Below are 24,767 nucleotides of genomic sequence, written 5' to 3'. Positions count from 1 at the left end.
TCATAGATTTTAGGGAATGGAGAGATACAGGTCAATGAACGTAATGAAGAACTTATTCCAATCATGGCGCGCCGTTCGGCCCAAAGCCGTGCTGTTGAGCATGCTGGTCCTCGTAATGCTGGTGACCTCGGTTCCATGGGTTCCCGGCTTGAACATCCCAACGGCGAGCGCCTCGACCAACCTGCGCATCTCGCCGAGCGAGATCAACACGGATCTGGGAGAAAAGACCGTCATCAGCTTCAGTTTCAGCGCCGCGGACAGCGGCAAGGCGGAGCATGAAGTCAACATTAACTTGTGTACGCCCGGCATCAACGGAGGACCGCCCAAACTCGGTCAGTTAATTGCGAGCGGCAAATACCGCACCAAGAATGCGCAAGGCGAGTATATCGTGCACGAAGTGGAGTGGGACGGAAAAATCGGGGGCGTCCCCCTGCCGGAAGGAAAATACTATATCGCCGTATCTCCGGCCGACTATAACGGAATCGGCGTGTATTACGGTCAGATCGGCAGTTTCGAGATCGTGAACGGCACCCGGCCGAAGCCGCCGGCTTCGATCATGCTGGAAGCGGGCGCTTCCGGATCTACGGTGGTCAAGGGGACGGCTGAAGCCGGATCCACGGTCAGTCTGGAAATGCGCGACGCGAGCGGCAAGCTGGTGGACAGCCAGGCCGGAATTACGGTGAATGGGCAGGGGCAGTGGAGCAAGGCGGTGAATCTGCCCGCCGGTCAACTGCTTCAAATCGCCGCCCGCAGCCACCGGGGCGGACAAGATTCCAGCTATTCCGAGATCAAGGAAGCGCTGCGCTACACGATGCCGGGTTTCCCGGTCACCTGGCGGGCACTGGCCGGTTATTACTATAAGGCGGATTCCTCGGCATCCGTTCATGCCAAGGTACAGGAGATAGCGGCCTGGAACGGGCTGGGTACCGTTAAAGAGGACGACAACGTGTCCGGTTCGTCGATCCTGCTGATTCATCCGCAAACGGCCGGGCAAATCACCCAAGCGGATTTGGCGCAGTTTACGGCCGAGGCGATCCAAAAGCGGCTGCGCATCGTCAATCCGTCCTGGAGCGGGATGGTGGAGCCGGCGCGGGGGGACTTCGCCTATTCCACCGATGTACTTGAATTGCAGGCGCTCATGCCGCTGAGCTTCGGCTTATCTTATCTGAGCCGTGACCCGTACACCGGGGCGAGCGGCTTGGGCTGGCACCATTCCTATGAATGGCGCCTCACGCCGATTGATGGGAAGCAAGAACTGATGCAGCCGGACGGAGCGCGCTTTGAATTTGTTCCGTTGGCGGGCGGCAAGTATTTGACTCCGGCGGGAACGGACTGGATTTTGGAGCAAAGCGGAAGCGGACATGTCCTCAAGACGCCGCAGGGCCTCAGCTACCAGTTTGACGGTAACGGACGGCTGGCTTCCATTCGGGATTTGAACGGCAATGAGATTGCACTAACGTATCAAAATGAGCTATTGCAAAGCGTAACGACGGACGGAGCGTCCTTCACTTTAAGCTATAACGGAAGCGGCCAACTGGAATCGGTCACCGATCCTACGGGCCGGAAGCTGGCATACGGGTATGACGGCGCCGGGGATCTGGTTTCTTTTACCGATGTGGACGGTTCGGTGACGAAGTTCGGCTATGATGGGAACCATCATGTGGTGTCGGTAACGGATCCCGCTCAAACGGCGGTCATGAGCGTGACGTATGACCCGTATCAACGGGTGACGAGCCTTACCGATTTCTATGGCGCAACGGAGACGGCGGAATACAGCGGGAAAGTCGCTCCGGTGGTGCGTGAAGCGGAGGAGCCGCAGCAGCCGACCGGTCCGGTGTCGATCAACCCGAACAACGGGCGGGATATTCCCGAATCGGACATCGTGATTTTGTCGGGAACGATGCATAATTTGCGCAATGCGCCTCCTTATAAAATCGTAGAGGGTTTGAAGCCTGCCATTACGAGCTACCTGGATGGTTTGGCGGCAGGCATACAGAACAAGGCGGATGCGTTTGAAGCGGCGGCGGGCTCGGGAACCGCAGGGGACATCGACGCCGTGAAGAAGAAAATTTCCGCCGCAAGCGGGGGAAGCGGTCCGGTGATCGTCCGGGCAGGGCAGTTGAATGTGGAAGAAAGCGTGACTTTCGGCAGCTCGAGCAAGCCGGTGATTTTGATCGCGGACGGAATCAACACGAATCAGGACATCACCGTCACCATTTACGGTACGCTGATTTTGAAGCAGGGGCTTAACGCCAATACCAAGCTGAAGCTGAACGCTTATCAAGTGGGCGGGGCTTACGGAAACATTTGGGCGAACGGTACGATTCACTTGAACAATGATTCGGCGGTAAAAGTCGACGATACGCTGTATGCGGGAGTTTTGACGTATAACAGCGGCCAGTTGACGGTGGACGCGCAGACCGTGATCGTCCGGGGCGACCTGTCGATCAATACGAAAGTCATCATGAACATCGCCAAGGAGATGACGCTGGGCGGAATTGTCTCCAACAACCAGCTTGCCGATCTGAACATCCCGGGCGGCGATTTGTTCGTCCGCGACAATGTCCATGTCAACAATCAAATGTCCGTCGTCGCGGGCGGGGTGTTCGCCATCGGCGGCGATATGGTGCCGAACCAGACGCCGAAAGTTCGCGTCGGCGTCGGGAGCGGCAAGACGATTTTGACATATCCTGAAACGCCGCCTATGGTCACAGCGGACGGGATGAGTCGTGCGAAGGCTGCAACTGCAAGTACAGCGACTGCCACGTCTGCCGGCGTTTCGGCCGCGCTCCTGACGGTCGGCGAAACGAAGCGTACGGATGCGCTCGGCCATGCGACGACTTACGTCTGGGGAGACCGGTTTTTGCTGTCCGATTTGCGGCTGCCGGACGGTTCCAACTGGCAGTATGAGTATGACGCGGGTCACCGTCTGGCCGCTGTCACCGACGGCAACGGCTATAAAACCACGGCAAACTACGATGCCCGGGGCAACAAGGTGCTGGTCGCCGACGGAAACCGGCAGTCTACGGTGATCCGGTATAATGATCTGAACCTGCCGGAGGAGGTTGTGGATCCGCTCGGCCAAGCCGTGAAGTATACCTATGATGCGTCAGGGAATATGACCGCTGAAGAGGATGCGCTCGGTAATCGTGTGGAGATCGCAAGAGACGCGCGCGGCGTGCCGACGCAAGTGACGGACAAGCGCGGGAAAACAACCCGGTATACGCTTGACGCGGCCGGATTTGTGGAATCGGTGACGGATCCGTCCGGGTATGTTTTGGAGATCGAGCGAGACGAGCTTCACCGCGTTACGTTAACCCGGGATAGTGAAGGAACGATTGAGGAAATCACTTATGACGCTAAGGATCGGCTCCAGTCCAGCAAGGACGCGTTGCAGCAACGGGCGGAATGGACGTATGATGACAATGGCAATCTTTTGACTTACAAGGATGAGGCCGGTTCGGAAACGTCTTACGGCTATGAGGTATACCGAATGGCGTCGGTAACCAACCCGCTCGGTCATCTTAGCGAAAACGTGTACGATGCGACCGGAAATGTCGTGGAGGAGAGCGACGGGAACGGCGGTGTCAACCGTTATGAATACGACGGCATGGGCCGGGTCGCCAAAATGACGGATGCCGACGGCAACAGCACTGCCTACACGTATGACGGCAATGGCAATGTGGCCGCCATCACGGATGCCGAAGGCAATACGACGGAGTACACGTATAATCCGCTGGGCCAGGTTTTAACGATCAAGGATGAACTTGGAGCGGTAAAACAGTATAAATACGATGCGGCAGGAAGGCTTATCAAAGAAACCGATGCGCTTGGCAACAGCACTTGGTACAACTATGACGTGGCCGGCCGAATGATCGAGAAGACGGATGCTTTGGGTTACATCACCCAATATGCGTATGACGCCGCCGGGAATCGGGTGGAGACCACGCTGCCGGACGGCAGTACCTGGACGACCCAATATGATGAGCGCGGGTTGGAAAGCGGCACGGTCGATCCTTTGTCCCGTGCAACCTCCGCCGTACGAGACGGCCGCGGGCGGTTAACCTCGTACACGGACGCCGAAGGAAACGCTACGTCCTACGAATATGACGCGCTTGACCGTACGACCTTGATCCGCAATGCGCTGGGGTATGAAACCAAATATACGTACAACGCGCTCGGACAAGTGGCGGAACTGACGGATGCCAAGGGACAAACGACGAAATTCAGCTATGATGCGTTGGGGCGGCTGACCGAAGTTACCGACGCGGCAGGCGGCACATCGTCCTATACTTACGATGCGCTGGGCAACCTGCTGACCAAGACGAACCCGCTGGGCGCGGTTACAAGCTACAGTTACAATAAACGCGGATTGGTGGAAAGCACGGTGAACCCGCTGCAGGAAGCTACGTCCATGACTTATGACGGCAACGGCAGCGTAAAATCGGTCATCGCTCCCGACCATACGACAACACAGTACGAGTATGACCGTCGGAACCGGTTAACCGAAATCCGGTACGGGGACGGTCAGCAAGTCACATTCGGCTATGACCTTGCCAATCGCCGTTTGACGATGGATGACGCTACAGGCCAGACCCGGTATAACTACGATGCGTTGGGCCGTCTGACGGAAATGATCGACCCGCGCGGCCGCAACGTCCGCTATGAGTGGACGACAACAGGCCAGCGCAGCCGAATCATTTACCCGGACAACACCTCCGTGGTCTATGACTATGACAAGGCGGGCCAGATCACCCAGGTTACGGACGGCCAAGGCCGGAAGACCGGCTATGGCTATAACTTAAACGGCCAAGTCACCAGCCGGATCTTGCCGGGCGGGGAGACGAGCAGCTATCAATACGATCCAATCGGCCAATTGGTCGGGATCGAGCACCGCAACGCCGGAGGGCAACTGCTGGAGCAACTGAAATATGTGTACGATCCGGCAGGCAACATCACCCGCAAGGAACGGCAGGAGCAAGGCAATGATGAAGACCGGCCGCTGGATGAGCCAAAGCCGGCGGACATTGAGGATTACACGTACGATGCTTTGAACCGGTTAATCGAAGTTCAGAATAGGAACGGTTCGACCGTCTCCTACACCTATGACGCGGCAGGCAACCGTCTTAAGAAGACGCAGACCGTTCAGGGCGTGCCGCAAGTGGAGAGTTATACGTACGATCTGGCCAACAAACTGACCCGCTGGGAAAAAGGGACCGACTTCAAAGACTACACGTATGACTTACGCGGCAACCTGCTGCAGGTAGAGGGCGTCGACCGCGCCGCGGCGATGATGCGCATCGCCCCCAAGAGTGTGCAGCAGGATGTTTATGGTAATGGTGACACGGACCCGCTGCTCCCGGAGATCACGGGAAAACCGGATGTGCCGGATACCGTAAATCCATTGGCGGACGCTTATCCGAAGTTGTTGGATCCAACCCTCAACGACCCGTCTCAGATGGACGCAACACAGGCCGCCTCGACTGAAATGGATCCGGCTCCCTTGGAACCGGATCAGTCCGGCGTAACGGACCAAGTCTACGGACCGGATGCTTTTGACCCGGTGACGGCTGCGGCGCTTGCAGGACCTGGCGTGCTGGAGACGTACACATGGGATGCGGCAAACCGTCTGATTGGTCACATCAACCCGGCGGGCGACCAGTCGGTATACCGGTATGACGGGGACAACAACCGGGTATATATGGGCGAATCCGTCGGAAGCGGAAGCCGGCAAGACCGTTATCCATCCGGCCATCCGGCAGGATCGCGTGGCGGCTGGGAACCGCAATTCAAGAAGCAGCAGAGCGAAGTCTATTTCACCTACGACTTGACCCGTCCATGGCCGGAGCCTTTGTATGCGACAGATGCCAGCGGCACGAAATGGGAGCAATCTTACGTTTACGGAGCAGCCGGGGAACGGCTCAGCATGAGCTATCTGCCGAGTGCGGACAGCAACACCGACTGGGAGCCAACTCCTGGGGCAAGTGGAGCCGCACCGAACACGGCGCCTGAAACTTTGTACTATCTGAACGACATGCTGGGCAGCCCGCTAGCCTTGCTGAACCGAAGTGGAGAGGTAGCGCTTCGCTATCATTACGACGAGTTCGGCACACCGAGAGAACCGGAGAAGTTCGATTTGAACTATCCGGGACCGGACAACCTGTTCGGCTACACGGGGCTCGGCTATGATGCCGCGAGCGGTCTTTCTTACGCGCGGGCGAGATATTTTGACTCTGAAATCGGGCGGTTTGTGAGTCAGGATACGTATGAAGGGGAAATTACGAATCCGCAGAGCTTGAATTTGTATACGTATGTAAGTAATAACCCATTGAGATATACTGATCCTAGTGGGTACAAGCAATATGAGGGAGCTGGGACTGACGGAAGGTTTCAAGCTCCAATTAGAAATAAAAGTATAACAGAACTTACATTAGGCGAATTAAGGCAACAGCTTCCTAATTTTTATTTTGAGAAACATACCGAGCTTTTGTATGAGGCGCAACAATATCAATCATTGTGGTATAACGGTTCAAAAGCGTTTGATCGACTAGATGAAGCATCTTTAAGTCATAGTTCCTATCTCGTCGCCAAGTTATATTTACTACGAAAGGATGGTCAAGATTTATCTAAGCTGACGGTAGGGCAGTTAGATCAAATGAGTTTTGAATTATCAAGTACCTTTTTTAAAATCGATTCAATCGCTCTCGGAATTTATGGTACGTCCTATGGGGTTAAGGGTGCGGGGAATGTTGCTGCTAAACTAACTGGTAAAGATATCACATTCAGCGATAAATTCAGTAAACCCGCGTATAAAAACCAAGTAGCTGATCGTGGGTGGACGAATGATTCTATTGCTGATGCGAGAAACAACCCAGTAAAGACAGGAACATCGAAGAATCCATACACAGGAAATGATGTTACACTATACTATGTTGATGATGTTCATTATGTAGCAGTTGATAATGGGACAGGCAAAGTAATACAAGTGGCGGATTTAAACAAAGCTGATTGGAAAATGGATCTAACAAAGTAGAGGTGATCATATGGAGAAGAAAGAAGGAATCGTAAACGGAATTATTTATGATAACACTGCTTACCACAACGGGAAATATAGGTACTATCCAACAATTACAAATTTGAAAAAATTGATTCGTGAAATAATAGAATCAAATTCTACAACCAACTATATTAGATTTACTCCTTTTTACGTGAACGAAAGGATAGACCGTCAAATTGAATTTGATGACTACATGTTTTATATGGAATGTAGAGATCAGTTTGATGATAACGATTTAAAAGAGCATATTGGGGCATGCGTTGGTAGAGAGTACACAGACATGAGTAGTGAGGAAGTTACGTATGGTCATGTTTTATATCCATTGTGTAAACATGAGGATGCATCTACTTTCAAAAAGGCACTAGAAGCATATTTGGAATTTTTAGACGTGTTAATTCCGAAACTAATGGAGATATCTAGATCGAAAATGGCATTAGTGGAGGACGACTTAGCCTTTGGGTACTTTTGTTTTGAGGTTCATTCGGGGTAGTATACGGTTAAACCTTGATTGGCTTCATGCCTTTCAAGGTTTTCTTTTTGGCGGGGCTACCCAGTGCCGAATGAATCTATCATTCAACCGATAACACATCTAACCCATGTAATACCCATATAAAGATTTCATGAATTTGTTGTACGTACGTCAATGCTTTACTTTTATACCCTAAATATCGCTATGCCGATACATCAAACAGGTCGATTATGGTCAGATACCACCATGATTGACCTGTTTTTTGTTATCTTCGTTTTCTTGCGTTTTTTCCAAAATCCATCGCAACCGAACAATACTTCATCACGATAGGGACATTGGAAAGGCAGCCTGCCGAAAAGTCATCGCAACTAATCGGAGGGATAGCCCGACTTTTATACTGTCAGGACGCAACAGAACATTTTACAACGGGAAGGTCATGTGTAAAGGCTAGCCACCGACTCCCTCATTCCTATAATACAAGCGGCAAATCCGTCAAAAGTTTTGCCAGTGGGGGAACGCATGAACAACGTACAACTTTCCATTGATAAAGTTGCTGTCGAGTATCATAACGTAACGGTGGATTTCTACAACCGAATAGCATTGTCATTCCGAGACTGGTTTGATATTAAGCCCTGCATCAAACACAGAGGGTACGTATATCATTGGCATCTCGTCCTAGGCAATGCTTACCTTTATCTAAGGTATCAACCTTGGTATCAGAAAAAAACATGGAAGTACACGCTTCAAATCGAAACGCATCCTGACCACTTGGCTAAGTTTCAACGTTTGATAGATGCCCTTTACGCTCACACACAGCAGGTTCATTTCTCCCGATGCGAGTTGGCATATGACTTTCCGTATCCGATGAGCAATGTATTCATTGCTTCCAATACGGGGCGGAATATGAACATCTACGAAGGTAGTCGATATTATGGGATGAAATATGAAAGCAAATCCCATGCCTTCTGCCGTAATTACGATAAGAGGGCTGAACGAATCAGTAAGGGGGTGGAAGAAGAGGGTGATTGTACGAGAGTCGAACTGGTTTACAGACCTGCTGAGAAGATTCCGCTAGAGAACATCATCCAATACCCGCCCAAGTTCAATGACTTCTACACATGTAGCGTCATTACTGACTTGCAAGCCGTTCGAGCGGAGAAACGAGCCATGATATTGGCTATACAGCATGGCTTAATGACACCTGATGAACTGAGCAAGCATCACCGAGCGTCGATTAAAGAACTGATGGCATTGCAACAGCCAGTTGACTTCGATGCCTTAGCATCTCAACACTGGGCAGATTTAATGACCGCTCCATGTGCTTTGATATGCGGTAAGGTCAGTCATCTTCCAATACAAGAAGTTCGTTCAGGCTGATGTTGAGTGTCCTGCAAATTTGCTCTAACGTGTCGAAGTAGGCTGAGTTTACATTGTCGGAGCAGAGATGGCTTATCGTATTCGGACGGATGTTCATCAATCGGGCTAGTTCCCGTTGAGACATCCCCCGCTCATCTAATATGGCTTGCAATCGTACTCGGATAGGCATTTACTATTCCCCCGTCTTTTTGCATCGCATTACCGTTACGGCGATAGACTAAGTATTTCTTAGAATATAGCATCGTAACCGTATTTACTGCAACGGTAATGCGATATATAATTGAGTTGTAGCGGCGTAGCGTTACAATAATCACAATTTCTGTAACGGCGGGGGAGGAAACAGCGTGAATGTTATCGGTTACGTCAGAGTATCGACGCAAGGACAAGCAAAAGACGGTTACAGTCTAGCGTACCAACAAGATGAAATCCGCTCCTATTGTCAGGAGCAGGGATGGAATCTGATTCACATATACAGTGACGAAGGTATCAGTGGGGCAAAGGTCGATGAAGAAGCCCTTGAGGTGGACAGAATCGGCTTTCAGAGCATGTTGGTTGCTCTATCCACTCACAGAATTGATGCCGTTGTCGTGCTCAACACAAGCCGTTTATGGCGTTCTGACATCGTGAAAGTGCTAGTGCATCGAGAGTTTAAGAAACATGGGGTGGACGTTCGGAGCATCGAGCAGCCCACCTACAGCATCCACAAGAAAGACCCGAATGACTTCCTGATTAACGGCTTGATGGAACTGCTTGACCAATACCAACGGCTCGAAATCGCCCTGAAGCTAGGTCGGGGGCGGAGCAAGAAAGCCCAACAGGGCGGCTATGCAGGAGGACGAGCCACCTTCGGATACAAAGCTAAGAAAGGTCAGAAGTGTATCCAAGTGGACGAGAAGCAAGCTATGACCGTTCGTAGAGTATTTCAGCTAAAGGAACAGCATCCTTCATGGACACTAACGCAAATTGCTGAATCCCTGAACGAAGAAGGCTTTACGACACAGCAAGGCAGCATGTTTACGAAAGTGCAAGTCAAACGAATCTTGGACAGACGTGATTTTTATAGCGGTATTTATCGCTATGGAGATATATCAGCGGAGGGCTTACACCAAGCCATCCTTTGACGGAGAATTGAATGGAGATGCTTGCGCACCATTGCGAATCGAAAGATTAACGCTCGAACTGAGGTTGCACCCATTCTTTACCCACCGTCAGACAGAAATACAAATCCGTATACAGGGGTGAATCCTTTTGTCACAGCACTATAAGCAAACGTACATCTATGTCGGAATGGATTTACATAAGGCTCAGCATACCGCAGTCATCATTAACTGTTGGAACGAGCGTCTTGGCGAAATCCAAATCGAGAATAAACCGTCTGCGTTCGATGAACTGATGAAGTTCGTCAAGAAGCATACGCCAAAAGGCTTGACCCCTGTCTATGGCTTGGAGGATACGGGCGGGAACGGCAGGTCAATAGCCGTTCACCTTGTCGAGAACAAGCAAATCGTTAAGGAAGTCAATTCCGCTCTCTCTTATAGCGAGCGTATGAGCAATGCGACTACGCAAAAGAGCGATAGTTGGGATGCGTACTGCATCGCCAAAGTGCTTCTTGCAAGACTAGACGAACTGCCCGATGCGAACCCGCAGGACATTTACTGGACGCTCGGACAAGTGGTGGCAAGGCGAAATTCTATCGTCAAACATGCCGCTATGCTCAAGAATCAGCTTCATCAGCAGTTAAGTTATCATTATCCATCTTACAAGAAGTTCTTCTGCGACATCGACGGAAAGGCTGCCCTAGCCTTTTGGGAAAAGTACCCCGCTCCGCATCATCTATCATCGGTGGGGGCGGAAGAACTAGCTGAATCCCTTCGCAAAGCAAGTCATAATACTTGCTCTACCCGTAAGGCAGCAGCGATTCTTGAACTAGTGAACGAAGACGGAGCAACCAAGCGGAATCTTCAAGAGCAACGAGATTTCTTAGTCGTCAATATGGTTCACGACATGCGGAGAAGTCGGGAACTTATCAAGGAGATTGAGGAACAGCTTCGGCACTTGTTAGCCATGACCGACTACAAGCTAGAATCCATGGACGGAATCAGTACTGTAACAGCGGCAGAACTCATTGCAGAAATCGGGGACATTAACCGTTTCGCCAATGCCGATAAGCTAGCTTGCTTTGCAGGAATTGCCCCGAAGTTTTTTGGTTCGGGCGGCAAGGGCAAGCATGAAGCGAGTGGACAAGGCAACCGAGTGCTGAACAGCATCTTCCATAACCTAGCCGTTCAGCAAATCCAAGTCGCTAAGGGAAGCAATAAGAGGCAGCGTAATCCGCTCATGTACGAGTTCTACCAACGGAAGCTGTCTGAAGGCAAGACGAAGAAGCAAGCCCTCATATGCGTCATGAGAAGACTCGTAAACATCATCTACAGTATGATGAAGAACAAGAGCGAGTATAGGGCGGCCAGTCCTCTAACGGAACGCCAAGCAAGCTGATATAATGGTGACAATTGGTAAAACGGTTGTCGCCTTTTTTATGCCCAAGTTTAAGATTACAACTCAGGGTGCGAGAGAAGCAGAAACTAAAATTTTCAGTGCAGGAGGAGATGCTGAATTAAGAGCAACTAGGCGCCCTGCATTTGACAATTGGATGGAGAATGGTGTGAAAGTCAATGGCCAAGATTTTAAGATGAATCAACATGCCTACAACAGTCTCTTTAAGTCAGGTCGCAAAGATATTATGCCTGATGACATAACAACAGCACTAAGTAAAAAACCTACTCCGGGTGAACCGGGGAGCGTGGTTTACACCAATCCGTCGACTGGTACAAAGGTCTACGTCAATCCAACAAGTAAAGAGATCGTTGGTGTTCAGCCTGGTAGCTTCAAATAAAGTCGGAAAGGAGTGTATGTAGTGCTATTGCTAAAAGAAGTTTACTTGAATCATGAAGGTTCCACTGTTTCATGTACGTATACTCCGTCTGTAAAAACTTATAATATTATTACGGAGAATATGAACGACGATAACAAGCCAGTTCAATTTGGAAACGGGTGTTGCATTTGGCTGAATGAAAAAGGGCAGATTGGTGAAGCAGAGTGCATCTATCCAAAACTTCTTGATGAAAAGGGTTCATTTTATGAACAGCCAAAAGTGTTGAATGAAGGCACACCTTCGTTTATTGTGACATCATTTGATGCTGATGTAACTGTTGAACCGATTGAGAATGGATTTATTATTTGGTTCACGAAAGAGAAAAGGGTTGAACAAGAAATATCACAGGATAGATTAAGTTATTTACTTTTAGAAAATAAATTAGTGGGATTAGTAGCTAAGAACGTTGGAATTATCGAATAACTGTGCAACCTTGATTGGCTTCGTGCCTTTCAAGGTTTCTTTTTGTGGTTGGAATTAAGTGTAAATCAACACTACTTAATTTATGCTTAACGAAGATGATTGCCGATTCTGTTAAAGTAATATCGTTTCTTAACTGGTATACCTGTTGTTGTTCCAGTAAAAATACTTTCGCCCGACTCGACTGTGTGGGAGTCGATCTTCATAAACGAACACATACAGCAGTCGTCATTAATTGCTGGAATGAGAAATTGGGCGAAATTCAGTTTGAAAATAAGCCCTCTGTTTTCGAGGAACTTACCGTCTACGTGAACAAGTGCTTGAAATCTTATGAGAAGAACTGTGGCTTGAACGGAATGACTCCTATCTATGGACTTGAAGATACAGGTGGTTATGGAAGAGCGTTAGCCGTATATCTAGTGGAGCATAAACAGATCGTCAAGGAAGTCAATCCAGCACTGCCCTATTTGGAGCGAAAAAGCTATCCGACAACGCAAAAATCAGACAGTTGGGATGCAGAAGCCGTAGCCAAGATTGTGCTGCAAAAGTTGGATACCTTACCGGACGCAAATCCGCAAGATATTTATTGGACGATTAGCCAACTTGTTGGTAGACGAAATACACTTATGAAGTCTCATGCGATAATTAAAAATCAACTTCATTCACAATTGAGTTACCATTATCCAAGCTACAATAAATTCTTTTGTGATTTGGATGGCAAATGCGCTTTGGCATTCTGGCACAAGTACCCTGCACCGTATATGCTAGATGATGTAAGCGCGAAAGAGCTTGCTTTATTTCTGCGGCAAGTCAGCCATAACACATGTTCCACTCGGAAAGCGGAGCAAATATTGCAGTCCATAGCCGCAGATGGTGAGACCAAGCGAAACTATCAGGAGCAACGGAACTTTCTGATTCAAAGCCATGTGCGAGATTTGCGGTTCAAGAAGCGAGAAATCAAGAAGGTAGAAAATGAACTGCAACAGATCATGCAACAACTGGATTATAAATTAGAATCCATGCCCGGCATTGATCTGGTGAATGCTTCGTCGATCATAGCCGAAATCGGCGATGTTCATCGTTTTTCCAGTCCAGAAACTCGCAAGATTTGCAGGAGTCGCACCTAAGAAGTTCAGTTCAGGTGAGAAGAAGGGTAAGGAGAAGAAGAGTGAGCAAGGCAATCGAATCTTGCATGGATTGTTTTATAATCTGGCCGTACATTGGAGTGCTACGATAAAAATGCAGTCGAAAAACACCCTCGTATGAAATAAAATGAAAGCTAATGAGGGGATGAGCGAGAATGAATCGGTACGACAAAGCATTCAAAGAAGAAGCGGTAAGGTTAAGCGATGAGATCGGGCCCAAGAAAGCCGCCGAGCAGTTAGGTGTAGCCTACCACACCTTGCAGGACTGGAGGAAACGAAGAACCCTGCACGGTGATGGAGCGCATATCGGAAGTGGCCGCGCTTATGCATCTGCCAATAAGACTGCGCGTGAAATCGAATTAGAAAGAGAAATAGGCGAGTTGCGGCGCGCGAATGAGATTCTCAAGGACGCACTTGGTTTTTTCGCAAAAGACCGGAAGCGGTAAAGGCATGCCAGCTCTATGGTTACATCCGTGAACGACGGGATCGATGGACCGTCAAGGAGATGTGCAAAGTACTTGCTGTCAGCGAGTCAGGCTATTACCGCAGCCTGAAGCCCACACCCAAACGAGAGCGGCAAGAACGCCTTCTGGTCAAAATCAAAGAAATCATCGAAGAATATGAAGACAACAGCAATTACGGTGCCCAGCGGATTATGCTGGCTCTAGCGCAAAAAGAGATCGTGACCAGCTACAGCACCGTCTATCGCATCATGAAGAAGCACGGTCTGCTGAAGAAAGTGAGGCGTCATCCAAACGGCATTACACGTGAGGATGCTACAGCTCAAAAGAGCGAGAACCTGATCCAGAGAGACTTCAGCGCCTCAGCCCCCAACCAGAAGTGGCTATCGGATATCACAGAAGTACCTTGTTTAGACGGTAAGCTGTATGTGTCCGCCGTATTGGACTGTTTCAATGGGAGATCGTGGGTCTGGCCATGGATGACAACATGCGCAAGGAACTCTGCATCCAAGCTTTTGAGAACGCCTGCAAGGCCAGAAATGCTCGTGGAATGATTTATCACAGCGACCGGGGCAGCCAATTCACGAGCCAGGCATTCCGAGCGTGTCTGGCTAAACGAGATGTCGTTCAAAGCATGAGCGGCACAGGGCGCTGCTATGACAACGCAAGAATGGAAAGCTTCTTTGCTACGCTAAAGAAAGAAAAGCTATATAAGATCAAAACCGAGCAATACCCGATGGCCTATATTAAATCGGTCATCTTCCGATACATCATGGTCTATTACAACAGACAGAGGGTCTACACCTCTAATCCAGGGGGCTGGCCCCCAACTATTTATCGCGAAAGAATGCTGTCACAGGCAGCTTAATCATGGGGTTCTCATGAGTGTGTTTTCAAACTGCACTTTTTTGACAACTCCAGAATATATTAAATAATGAGGTGTTGTTTACTTGGATAAATCAAATGTCATGGTTGAATTTATCATTACAGGCGACGAATTAAATCCAAATCTAGTGACCAAAAAATTAGGAATGAATCCCCACAAATACTGGGTAAAAGGAGAAGCTATACAGGGAAAAAGTATCACTAAAAAAGATTCTTGTTGGATTATCAGTACGGGATATGAAGAGTCTTTAGATATTAATGAGCAACTGGATAAAGTAATAGAACAAATAAGTTCTAAAACTCAAGCCTTAAAAGAAATAAAAGCTATGAATAACTTGGATTTTTTATTTGCAATAATAGTGAATGTAGAAAACAACGAGAAACCTTCAATGTACTTTAACAGCAAGTTTATTGAATTTGCTAATGATATTAAATCTGAGTTTTATATTGATTTGTATATTTATTAAATTAGTTGCGGTTGTCCCTTACAGGACGACCGCTTCTTTTGTTGGGGGCTACCCAGTGCCGAAATGAATCCATCATTCAACCAATAACACATCTAACTCATGTAATACCCGTATAAAGATTTCGTCATTTCATTTGTACGCACATAAATGCTTGATTTTTATCACCTAAATAACGGTATTCCGTTATATCAAACAGGTCGATTATGGTCAGTTACCACCATGATTGACCTGTTTTTTGTTATCTTCGTTTTCTCACAGTTTTTTAAATCTAATGCAACTTTGCGAATAGATACCCCAATGGATATGGTGTAGGGAGCATCACATCTAATCACTTGGATAGACCGACTCTTATATTGTCAGGACTTAACTGAACATTTCACAGCGGGAAGATCATGTGTTAAAGGCTAGCCACCTGCCCCTCTAATTAAGCCCGAAATTCATCAAAAAAATCGGGAGGGGGCGGCACATGAAAGGTATCACTGTATCCATTGACCGCATTGTCATAGATTTTACAGGCGTTCATTGGAATTTCTTCAATGAGTTCCATAAACGTATCTGCCACTTCTACGGGGTCGGGATGGCGGTGGAGGAAAGAGGATTTCAATACCGCATCAGAATCAATACAGGAGAACACTTCCTGCATATCTCCTACAAGTTGATTTATGCTCCAAGAACTCAGAAGAACACGCTGAGGATTGAAGCCTATCCGAAGTCTCTTGTTTACTTCCGTCATTGGCTCGAACAAATCCGAGACTATGCGAAGCAAGCGCTGTTCGTGCGATGTGATGTTGCTTATGACATCCCTGCGCCTATCCAAGACGTGTTTACGATGTCTAAGACGAGTCGAAAGTGGCACTCGTTATTACAATGGGAAGCATACCTGTTCGGCTACACGGGGCTCGGCTATGATGCCGCGAGCGGTCTCTCTTACGCGCGGGCGAGATATTTTAACCCGAGTCTTGGGCGGTTTGTGAGTCAGGATACGTATGAAGGGGAAATTACGAATCCGCAGAGCTTGAATTTGTATACGTATGTGGAGAATAATCCGCTGATTTATACGGATCCGAGCGGAAAGTATAAGTCGGTATTGGATGTTGAGTCTTTACTTAACGATGCTATGCAATATACATCCCCTAATAGTAATTTATATTGGTTGTATCGATCAAAATTAGGTTCAATTTTTCAACCCGTTTATAATGAAGAGGATAACAATCAATTTAAATTTTTATACGGAAAGCTAACCCAGACCAGTGCCTATGGTAATAGTGAGAAACAAGCATACTGGGCCAAGGGCGAGTTACTTAAAAATTATAGTGAATGGCGGAAAGATCAAGGAACTATAAATGGCATAATAGCGCTAATAACGGGCGGGATAGGAAGAGGCCCCAAAAAAACTGTGGGTGTCAAAAAGCCTGTTAAGGGGACGGGAAATGGTGCTAGTTCCTCAATTAAATCTGTAGATGATATATTGGAAGGGGCTAGTCCCGGTCGGGCTACCAAAGGAAAAGCAACACAATACGGTAAGTCAGGAGGCTACAACCAAGCATTAGATGATTTTAATAGCATGGGTGTAACCGAAGTAAAAGATATTCCGGGAGGCAAGGTAGGGAAGTTACCTGATGGAAGAACGGTCAATGTTCGAGAAAAAAGTTCTGATGGACGACCTACACTTGAAATTTATGATGGGAAAAAATCAACTAAAATACGTTATGATGATTAAGGAGGGCTACCTTGGAAGAATCTTGGGGAATTTGGGAAGTCGGAAATGACGTGACATCAAAATATTATGTTGAATCCATAAATGATACTATTGAGGGATTCCGCATATTACTTTCTGATGCTAACGATGAGTTTAAGAAAGTGGAGATATTATTCGAGGATTCGGTACATGCCTATAGAAGTACTGATGAAAGTTTTAGGCAAAGTACAATAAACAAGCTTGATGAGCAATACGGGACTGAGTTCTATAAAGACCGTACTTTTTTCAAGGTGACAAATTCGGAATACATTCAATGGCTATCATTACAGTCTTTCGGTATAGCTGACTCAGAGCAAGTACATCACTTTTCTATCTTAGCAGTTGATTCTATCGTGGATATTATTGCCGCATACGAACCGAAAGTTTCTAAGCTATATTGATGTGTGGGCGGTTACTCATTACGAGTTAACCGCCTTTCTTTTGACGGGGCTACCCAGTGCCGAATGAATCCATCATTCAACCAATAACACATATGACCCATGTAATACCCGTATAAAAATTTCGTCATTCCGTTTGTACGCACACATCAATGCTTGAATTTTATACCCTGAATAACGCTATAGCGTTACGCCAAACAGGTCGATTATGGTCAGATACCACCATGATTGACCTGTTTTTTGTTATCTTCGTTTTCTTGCGGTTTTTTCAAATTAAACGCAACTTTGCGAATAGATACCCCGATGGATATAGTGTCGAGAGCATCGCAACAAATCCAAGGATACCACGACAACTATATTGTCAGGACTTAACTGAAAATTCTACAACGGGAAGGTCATGTGTTAAAGGCTAGCCACCTGCCCCTCTAATATAGCCCGAAATTCATGAAAAAATCGGGAGGGGCGGCATATGAACGGGGTCACTGTATCCATTGACCGTATTGTCATTGACTTCACAGGAGTATACTGGGATTTCTTCAATCCCTTCATGCTCCGAATATGTCATTTCTACGGAGTCAGGATGTATACGAAGGAGAAGGGTTTTATCTATCATATCAACATCAATACCGGAGAACATTTCTTGCATATCTCCTATCAGTTGGCTTTTGCCCCCAAGTCTAGGAAGCACACTCTACGAATCGAAGCGTACCCTGAGTCATTGGCATACTTCGAGGATTGGTTGATGCAGATTCAGACAAAAGCCAAGGAAGTCCTTTTCGTTCGGTGTGATGTTGCATATGACATTCCTTACAACATCAAGGATGTGTTTACCTTGTCACTGACAGGGCGCAAGCTAAGGCTATTTCGGGGAACTCGTTACTACAACGGGGGACACCAACGGAGGGAGAACGGCTATTGTCGGGTGTACGACAAGAAACGTCAGTTGTCGGAGACAAGGCGGCAGGAAATTATAGGGGAGCAAACGAGGATGGAGATTGTATATGCTCCGAAGGGGGTTAGGATACCGCTTGATTCACTAGTCCAGTATCCGCCGCAGTTTAACACTAAATATCTATGTGCTGTGCTGACGGACTTGTCCGAGTTTGCCCCGAAGGTGGGGCAACTTGTTCAGGAGATTCAGCAAGGCGAACTTCTACCGCAGGATACGACTCCTTATTACCGCAAAAAGATTCAAGAACAAATGAAAACGCAGGATGTTATTGATTTGAATGAAGTAGCGGCGGAGCAATGGCAGGAAGCAATAAACCCCTGTGCCGTTCTATCAGGTAAGGTTAGTCATCTTCCAGTACAAGAAGTTCGTTCAGGCTGATGTTAAGCGTTCTGCAAATCTGCTCCAACGTATCGAAGTATGCCGCATTAACTTTATCGGAGCAAAGATGACTGACCGTGCTTGGTCTTATGTTCATCCTTCGTGCAAGTTCACGTTGGCTGATACCCTGTGCTTCTAGGATTTCCTTTAATCTTAACCGGATTGGCATAGTGTCCCCCCATAACAGAGTATCGGGCGGCAACTCTAACAGAACGCCAAGCAAGCTGATATAATGGGTGGTAATTGGAAGAACCCGATTGCCACCTTCTTTATTCCCAAGTTTAAGATTACAACTTAGGGGACGGGTTATTCTGGTAAGTTACCGAGTCAAGGTACGGTTGACGCAGGTATAAAAGGGGCACCTAAGGTGGATGCAGGAAAGCAAGGTAAGCATGTTCCAGGTCATGGGAATAACGTCTCAACCAAGTCGCAGTGGCCTTCAGGCCAAAATGGTGTACAGTTAACACAGCAAGCATGGATGAAGGGTACTCCAGTAAAAGCCGATGGAAGTGTAAAAACTTATGATTTTGGTAAGCCAGTTGGACCAAATGGAGAAACTAGAGTTAAAGTTCACATTGATTCAAAAGGTAATATACACGGCTATCCTGTACAATAATGGAGGGGCATATGAAAGAAATTTTGCTAAATACAATTAACAGATTGTATGGGAAAGGTGACTTTCAATATATTCTAGCGAAATATATTGATAAGGGGTGTTGGATTAGTAAGTTCAATGATGAGATAGAACGGATTTTCATTGACAATCTTACTGACTTTAGTTATTCAACATGCTTTTCTTAATTCATTCAATCATCGCTGAGTCCAAACTTTAGAATAGGTAGCGATGAATTTAATGATTATTTAAAGGAAATGCACGAGATAACGGGGGTCATGGTTTTAATTTCAACAATTGCTCCATATTCAGTGGTGAAATATGTTAGGTACAACTACAGTAATGGAGCTGTACAACTACATGAAGAATATTCTCCACTTAATAATGAAACAGAGCGAATTGGCAAAAGGACTATAGAAATTTTAAATAATAATGGAATTCAAATCCTGGACGAAACAATTCTTAATGTGGTTGTGCCAAATATCTCATTAGAGTTAAAAGAAGAGGATGTTACCATTTTCAATTGTCTTTTTGAGGATAGTTATTGAGTTGTATAACCTTGATTGGCTTCATGCCCTTCAAGGTTTTTTTCTTTGTAGGGGGCTAGCCAGCGTAGAATGAAGCCATTAGAGCCGACCGTAAGGTAATTTCTCCTGAAAGTCAGCTTAATGAGCAAAGATAAGTTTTTCTTTGAAAAATAGCGAGCATGTGCAGGACTCATTCTTCCTAGTATAGAGATAAATCTATAGTGAAGTAACCGAACCCGGTATTATTATGATGAGAACGCCAAGCTAATCGCCGAGGTCAACGTCAACGGCGGCACGCCAAGCGTGACGTATACTTATCTTTACGACCTGAGCGGACGTTTACGGTCTCGCGTAGACCAGGCCACGGGCGAGGTGCAGTATTACCAGCTCAATGACCACGGTGACGTCGTTGGCCTGACCGACAGCCAGGGCAACCAACTCAACACTTGCACCTACGACATCTGGGGCAACCCGGAAACCGAAGAAGAGACGGTTCCGAACGTCTTCCGTTACTCGGGAGAGTATTGGGATAACGTGACGGATCTGCAGTATCTTAGAGCTCGTAAGCTTATTGGATGAGGCCCGGGAGAAATCAGGGTTCAGCACGAAGAATAAATATTATCGGGTATACAAAGATTTCATCTGGGATCGCGACGATTTTGAATCCTTCATGGATGAAAATCAATATAGTTACTTATACGGTCTGGTTACGGGGACGAGTGCCTATACCAATAATGCTGGTACTGCAAGTTAGGCGAGAGAACAACGGGTAGATGCGTATTTTGAATCGAAAGAGGCAGAATATGTCGCATTATTTGCTCTTGGAATGGCGGGTGGCATAGGTGGAAGGTATACCGGTCCCAAAAGTGGTGCTAAGGGGATAGGTAGTGGTGTAAAAATTGGCGATAGTTTCGGGAAAGCCGGAACACTCGTGAAAAATCTCGGCACTAAAATTGATTGGTCAAAAGTCTCTACTCATGCTTTAGAAAGAATGAATGAACGTGGTGTGACGAAGAAAATGGCTGAATCTTGGGTTGAAAATGGTAAGGCCCTTTCTCAGAATAATGGCAGTAAGCATTTATTCTTTTCAAAGGAAGGAGCAGCTGTCGTTGCCAATGATGGAACACTTGTAACCGTAATTCCCAAGAGTAAGTATGACGATGCATACAAGGCACTGTCTCAACTTTTATTTGGAGAATAAGGAGGTAGCCAATGGGGAATAAGATTATCAAAATAATTAACGAGTGGAATCCAGTAGAAATATATCCATTGTTAGAGGATGAGTACTATTTTGAATCAAAAAAAATAGTTGAAGCAATGGGGAAACTCAATTTAATTGAAGAATTAGCAGATGAAGTTTTTAGTATTTTCAAGAATTCCTTTGGCAAAGAATTTACCAAGTCCATCGAAGAATGTAAGGTTATAGCAGAAAAAATGATAAAGTATCAATAATCAACAGCATGATTCCAACCTTGAAGGTGCTTACCTTCAAGGTCAGAGTGTCGAGAAACCCGCGTCTTTGAGACGTTGGGTTTCTCTTTTTTCATTCGTAGTTGCATGAAAACCAAAAAAAGAGGGGGTTACCCCCGCTTATCCAGGGTGTGTAAAATTAACTGTGTAAACTCTCCAATCTATCTATTAAACTAACAGGAAAGGTTGGATTGAAAGGATGAGCACAGTGGCTCCGAAATTCAGCAAGGATCAAGTCAAGGCCTTCATCAAGGACAACGAACTGAAGACAATGGCGGACGTTCAATCCGCTCTCAAAGAGTTGTTTGCCGACACATTGCAGGAGATGTTGGAGGCGGAGTTAGACCACGAGTTGGGCTACGAGAAGCACGACGTAGCAAACAAGCAAACCCCCAACAGCCGTAACGGAAAAAGCAAGAAGACCATCACCGGCGAGTACGGAGAGCAAGAGATTCGCGTCCCTCGCGATCGCAACGGTGAGTTTGAACCGATGATCGTGAAGAAGCATCCATCGAACGTAACCGGCATTGAGGACCCGATTATCGCGATGTACGCCAAGGGCGTAAGCACCCGTGACATTCAAGATCACCTGAACCATCTGTACGGGACTGAGGTCTCTCCGACGATGATCTCGAACGTGACGAACAAACTCATTCCCTTGATCAAAGAGTGGCAGAATCGACCGTTACAAGGCGTGTATGCCGTTGTCTTTATGGACGCGATCCACTTCAAGGTCAAGCAAGACGGCGCCATCGTGAACAAGGCAGCTTACATGGTCATCGGCATTGATCTCGATGGAAACAAGGACGTCCTCGGCATGTGGATTGGCGAGAATGAGTCCTCGAAGTTCTGGCTAAGCGTGCTCAACGACCTCAGAAACCGAGGCGTGGGCGACATTCTCATTACCTGCGTAGATAACCTCACGGGCTTCTCTCAGGCGATTTCGGCGTGCTTTCCGAAGACGGAGATTCAGAAGTGCGTGATTCACCAAATCCGCAATTCCACTCGCTACGTTTCGTACAAAGATCTAAAGAAAGTAACGGCTGATCTAAAGCCAATCTACAAGGCTACTACGGAGGATATGGCCCTCGTTGAGCTGGACCGGTTTGAAGAGACCTGGGGATCCCGGTACCCGCTGATCGTGCGTTCTTGGCGTACGAACTGGGACGAGATTGCCACGTTCTTTAAGTACCCTCCGGAGATCCGAAAGCTGATCTACACGACCAATATGATTGAGAGCTATCACCGCCAGCTCCGCAAGGTAACGAAGGGAAAGAGTATCTTCCCGACGGATGAATCCTTGCTCAAAATGCTCTACCTCGCGACAATGGACGTTACTCGCAAATGGACAGGCCGTGTTCAAAACTGGGGACAGATCCTGCTTCAGCTCTCGGTCTTCTTTCCCGACCGCATCGGCCCTCATCTACCTTAAGTAGGATGTAGGATTTCTCTAGGAGTGTTTACACAAAATTCTTGACAGACCCCTTTTCCAGGCGATCCAGGTGGATCGCCATCTTCTTCATGTTCTGCACAGCGACCGTCATCAACGCCTGTTCCCTGACGTTTGAGAGTCCACGCAAACGGCAATAGCGAAACCCATGGAGCTCTTTAGAATCCGCGAAGCTTCGCTCAATCGTTTCTTTTCGTTTTCGGTATAGCTGCTTGCCATCTCGGCTTAGCCGGTTGTTTCGGACCTCATCTTTGCAGTCTTCCCAGACATGCCGAGTCAGTACCTTCAGGTGGTTTCTGGAGTGAGTGCAATCGGCAAGCATCGGGCAAGTCTTGCAATGCGTCGGGTCTGACGCATACTGCCGGTAACCCTTCCGGTCGGTTGTTCGGTATCAGTTGGTGTTTTTCCGGGCGGGTATAAGAGTCACTTTCAGCTTTGTAAGTAAACTTCCATTTGGCAAACAAACCTTACTTCGGATGAAATCTCCGGTGAGCAATAACGGAGAAAATCTTTCGCTTCTGTAAACCTCGGCAAATCGGCATTGTCAAATAACCCGAATCCAGGGCTACAGCTTCAACCTGGAATCCAAACGTTCTCTTTGGCGGTCTAATCGGGACAAATACGGAACCGAATCATGGACATTTCCCGCGTGACATGGACATCGGTAATCAGGTTGTATTTCAGATCCACCGTCCGGTGATCGAGATAGAAGAACCCTTCCGGTTTGCGTCGCGAATCATATAGTCGCTATCCGGGTCGGTGGTGCTCACTTTTATTTCCTTGGTTTCGTTCACTTCCTCTCGTGCTTTTAGAGCTTTTTTCCGTGCGCTTTGCGGTCCTCCGCCACAGCCTCATTGAGTTCGTCTATGTAGTCTTTCGTGTTTTGCAGGACTTCCTGCTTGGTATAGTGGTGTTTGTTGGCATTGGCTTTGACGTGAGTCGAATCCGTAATGAGTACACGTCCACCCACCATTTTGTGCGAAATGGCTTGAAGGACGATTTCGTCAAAAATCTCCTGAAAAATGTCGGTATCCTTAAACCGAGTATGCCGGTTCCAGCTAATGGTGGAGTGATCCGGGACTTTGTCGGTTAGACCCAGACTTAAAAACCAGCGGTAAGCGACATTGGTTTGAATCTCGCGCTCCAACTGGCGTTCCGAGCGAATGCCGTAAAAATAACCGAGGAAACTCATTTTAAACAGAACAACTGGATCGATGGCCGGCCGCCCGTTATCTGCGGAATATAGAGGACGAACCTTGTCTTCAATAAAGGAGAAGTTAATATATTTATCCACTTTCCGGAGCAAGTGATCCTGCGGAACCAACTCCTCGATCGATACGAATTCATAGCTTTGTTGTTTTTCTCAGATCTCAGCATTCCAAAACACCTTCCGTTCATGAGTAGTTACCTGTATAATACAACATTAACGCGGTGTCGTCTTAAAATAAATATACATAAAGCAGGCTGTCGAGACTTTCTCGACAGCCTGTATGTTTAATCAATATCTTTATAAACGGTACCTTTGTAGTAAACTCTAAGCCCTCCTCCAGGGAGTGCTACTGGTGCAGGGTCATTTGTTCTATAAAGGGTCCCACCCCATCTCCCTTGGCTTCCATTATCCTCTGAATATACAATGGATGAGGGAATAGTTTCATTTGCTGAAAAGTCCCTTGAAACTGTAACATTCTTTTGTTGATTAAGAACTTCAAAGTCTTGAGAAACTACGGTCAACTCACTTGGTAGAATTTCAGGTGTTACAGAATTTTTTAAGCCAGCAGAAAGACGAACATTAGGACTTAGAGATTCTCTTTCACCATTGTTCGTAATCACTGCATCTTCAGCAAAAACGGAACCGGTGATCGATAATAACATAATAGGTACCAACACTGCTGTTTTTAGGCGACGTTTCATTTACAAAATCCTCCTTGGAAAAATGATATTATTCTTCCATATTATACATTAGTGATAGATTATGTAAAGTAAATACCTGTATAAAGATTTCTCAAACTCTCTGTACGCACATCAAAT

Annotated in this window: 23 protein-coding genes and 2 pseudogenes; 21 read left to right on the top strand and 4 right to left on the bottom strand. The window is 47.1% G+C overall.

The annotated features are described in order from the left end of the window. Positions 1–34: 34 nt before the first annotated feature. From BN3795_RS22720 to BN3795_RS22710, 3 genes are all read left to right on the top strand, one after another. Positions 35–7,033, top strand: coding sequence for an RHS repeat-associated core domain-containing protein (locus BN3795_RS22720; protein WP_068786955.1), 6,999 nt, complete (start codon positions 35–37; stop codon positions 7,031–7,033). 10 nt (positions 7,034–7,043) lie between these two features. After that, positions 7,044–7,547 (top strand): hypothetical protein, encoded by a 504-nt coding sequence (locus BN3795_RS22715; RefSeq protein WP_068786954.1) that lies wholly within the window; start codon positions 7,044–7,046, stop codon positions 7,545–7,547. A gap of 498 nt (positions 7,548–8,045) precedes the next feature. Continuing rightward, a complete protein-coding gene (locus BN3795_RS22710; protein WP_068786953.1) occupies positions 8,046–8,903 on the top strand; it encodes a hypothetical protein in 858 nt (285 codons plus the stop codon). Here BN3795_RS22710 and BN3795_RS25350 read toward each other — a convergent pair. Then, positions 8,866–9,000 (bottom strand): helix-turn-helix domain-containing protein, encoded by a 135-nt coding sequence (locus tag BN3795_RS25350; RefSeq protein WP_408635063.1) that lies wholly within the window; start codon positions 8,998–9,000, stop codon positions 8,866–8,868. The genes BN3795_RS22710 and BN3795_RS25350 overlap by 38 nt on opposite strands. Positions 9,001–9,247: 247 nt before the next feature. On the opposite strand from BN3795_RS25350, the gene BN3795_RS22705 reads away from it, so the two are divergent. From BN3795_RS22705 to BN3795_RS22655, 12 genes and pseudogenes are all read left to right on the top strand, one after another. Then, the gene (locus BN3795_RS22705; RefSeq protein WP_068786952.1) at positions 9,248–10,024 is read left to right on the top strand and encodes a recombinase family protein; all 777 of its coding nucleotides are present in this window, start codon (positions 9,248–9,250) and stop codon (positions 10,022–10,024) included. A 166-nt stretch (positions 10,025–10,190) separates the two neighbouring features. Beyond that, complete coding sequence (locus tag BN3795_RS22700; protein ID WP_068787037.1) at positions 10,191–11,399, top strand: IS110 family RNA-guided transposase; 1,209 nt, start codon at positions 10,191–10,193, stop codon at positions 11,397–11,399. 4 nt (positions 11,400–11,403) lie between these two features. Further along, positions 11,404–11,796 carry a hypothetical protein gene (locus BN3795_RS22695; RefSeq protein WP_068786951.1) on the top strand — a complete coding sequence of 131 codons (393 nt, stop codon included), beginning with the start codon at positions 11,404–11,406 and terminating at the stop codon, positions 11,794–11,796. 21 nt (positions 11,797–11,817) lie between these two features. Beyond that, positions 11,818–12,258, top strand: a complete 441-nt coding sequence (locus tag BN3795_RS22690; RefSeq protein WP_068786950.1) for a hypothetical protein — start codon at positions 11,818–11,820, stop codon at positions 12,256–12,258. A 185-nt stretch (positions 12,259–12,443) separates the two neighbouring features. Then, positions 12,444–13,473, top strand: a pseudogene (locus BN3795_RS22685) (IS110 family RNA-guided transposase); the annotation flags it as partial. A gap of 82 nt (positions 13,474–13,555) precedes the next feature. Next, positions 13,556–13,846 carry a transposase gene (locus BN3795_RS22680; protein ID WP_068786949.1) on the top strand — a complete coding sequence of 97 codons (291 nt, stop codon included), beginning with the start codon at positions 13,556–13,558 and terminating at the stop codon, positions 13,844–13,846. Positions 13,847–13,905: 59 nt separating this feature from the next. Then, entirely contained in the window at positions 13,906–14,415 is a 510-nt protein-coding gene (locus BN3795_RS25345; protein ID WP_110945322.1) for an IS3 family transposase, read from the top strand. Further along, entirely contained in the window at positions 14,337–14,729 is a 393-nt protein-coding gene (locus BN3795_RS26290; protein WP_110945321.1) for a DDE-type integrase/transposase/recombinase, read from the top strand. Before BN3795_RS25345 ends, BN3795_RS26290 begins: the two co-directional genes overlap by 79 nt. Positions 14,730–14,811: 82 nt before the next feature. Beyond that, positions 14,812–15,213, top strand: a complete 402-nt coding sequence (locus BN3795_RS22670; protein ID WP_068786948.1) for a DUF4279 domain-containing protein — start codon at positions 14,812–14,814, stop codon at positions 15,211–15,213. Between the two features lie 466 nt (positions 15,214–15,679). Continuing rightward, positions 15,680–16,933, top strand: a complete 1,254-nt coding sequence (locus BN3795_RS22665; RefSeq protein WP_068786947.1) for an RHS repeat-associated core domain-containing protein — start codon at positions 15,680–15,682, stop codon at positions 16,931–16,933. 11 nt (positions 16,934–16,944) lie between these two features. Beyond that, positions 16,945–17,352 (top strand): hypothetical protein, encoded by a 408-nt coding sequence (locus tag BN3795_RS22660; RefSeq protein WP_068786946.1) that lies wholly within the window; start codon positions 16,945–16,947, stop codon positions 17,350–17,352. A 466-nt stretch (positions 17,353–17,818) separates the two neighbouring features. Then, positions 17,819–18,679: a hypothetical protein gene (locus BN3795_RS22655; RefSeq protein WP_068786945.1), complete on the top strand. Its 861-nt coding sequence runs from the start codon at positions 17,819–17,821 to the stop codon at positions 18,677–18,679. On the opposite strand, the gene BN3795_RS25335 is transcribed toward BN3795_RS22655, so the two are convergent. Continuing rightward, the gene (locus BN3795_RS25335) at positions 18,642–18,848 is read right to left on the bottom strand and encodes a helix-turn-helix domain-containing protein (RefSeq protein WP_074048563.1); all 207 of its coding nucleotides are present in this window, start codon (positions 18,846–18,848) and stop codon (positions 18,642–18,644) included. The two genes, BN3795_RS22655 and BN3795_RS25335, sit on opposite strands and share 38 nt — an antisense overlap. Before the next feature lie 198 nt (positions 18,849–19,046). Here BN3795_RS25335 and BN3795_RS25330 point away from each other — a divergent pair, with 198 nt between their 5' ends. The 6 genes from BN3795_RS25330 (at position 19,047) to BN3795_RS22630 (ending at position 22,721) form a co-directional block, all read left to right on the top strand. After that, positions 19,047–19,295 carry a hypothetical protein gene (locus BN3795_RS25330; protein WP_110945320.1) on the top strand — a complete coding sequence of 83 codons (249 nt, stop codon included), beginning with the start codon at positions 19,047–19,049 and terminating at the stop codon, positions 19,293–19,295. A 275-nt stretch (positions 19,296–19,570) separates the two neighbouring features. Further along, a complete protein-coding gene (locus BN3795_RS26030) occupies positions 19,571–19,840 on the top strand; it encodes a hypothetical protein (protein ID WP_232730017.1) in 270 nt (89 codons plus the stop codon). Positions 19,841–20,122: 282 nt separating this feature from the next. Further along, positions 20,123–20,398, top strand: coding sequence for an RHS repeat-associated core domain-containing protein (locus BN3795_RS22650; protein WP_068786944.1), 276 nt, complete (start codon positions 20,123–20,125; stop codon positions 20,396–20,398). A 352-nt stretch (positions 20,399–20,750) separates the two neighbouring features. Beyond that, positions 20,751–21,020 carry a DUF4258 domain-containing protein gene (locus BN3795_RS22640; RefSeq protein ID WP_198524806.1) on the top strand — a complete coding sequence of 90 codons (270 nt, stop codon included), beginning with the start codon at positions 20,751–20,753 and terminating at the stop codon, positions 21,018–21,020. An 11-nt stretch (positions 21,021–21,031) separates the two neighbouring features. After that, a complete protein-coding gene (locus BN3795_RS22635) occupies positions 21,032–21,271 on the top strand; it encodes a DUF1871 family protein (protein ID WP_068786941.1) in 240 nt (79 codons plus the stop codon). Between the two features lie 217 nt (positions 21,272–21,488). Further along, complete coding sequence (locus tag BN3795_RS22630) at positions 21,489–22,721, top strand: IS256 family transposase (protein WP_068786940.1); 1,233 nt, start codon at positions 21,489–21,491, stop codon at positions 22,719–22,721. 28 nt (positions 22,722–22,749) lie between these two features. Here BN3795_RS22630 and BN3795_RS25320 read toward each other — a convergent pair. Further along, a pseudogene (locus BN3795_RS25320) lies at positions 22,750–24,072 on the bottom strand (IS1182 family transposase). A gap of 161 nt (positions 24,073–24,233) precedes the next feature. Further along, on the bottom strand, positions 24,234–24,650 hold the full coding sequence (locus BN3795_RS25735) for a hypothetical protein (RefSeq protein ID WP_198524805.1): 417 nt from the start codon (positions 24,648–24,650) through the stop codon (positions 24,234–24,236). Positions 24,651–24,767: the final 117 nt, after the last annotated feature.

This window comes from Paenibacillus phocaeensis (genome assembly GCF_900021165.1).
GTDB lineage: Bacteria > Bacillota > Bacilli > Paenibacillales > Paenibacillaceae > Fontibacillus > Fontibacillus phocaensis.
The sequence above is the reverse complement of the archived record's forward strand: the minus strand, read 5'-3'. Positions and strand labels throughout refer to the sequence as shown.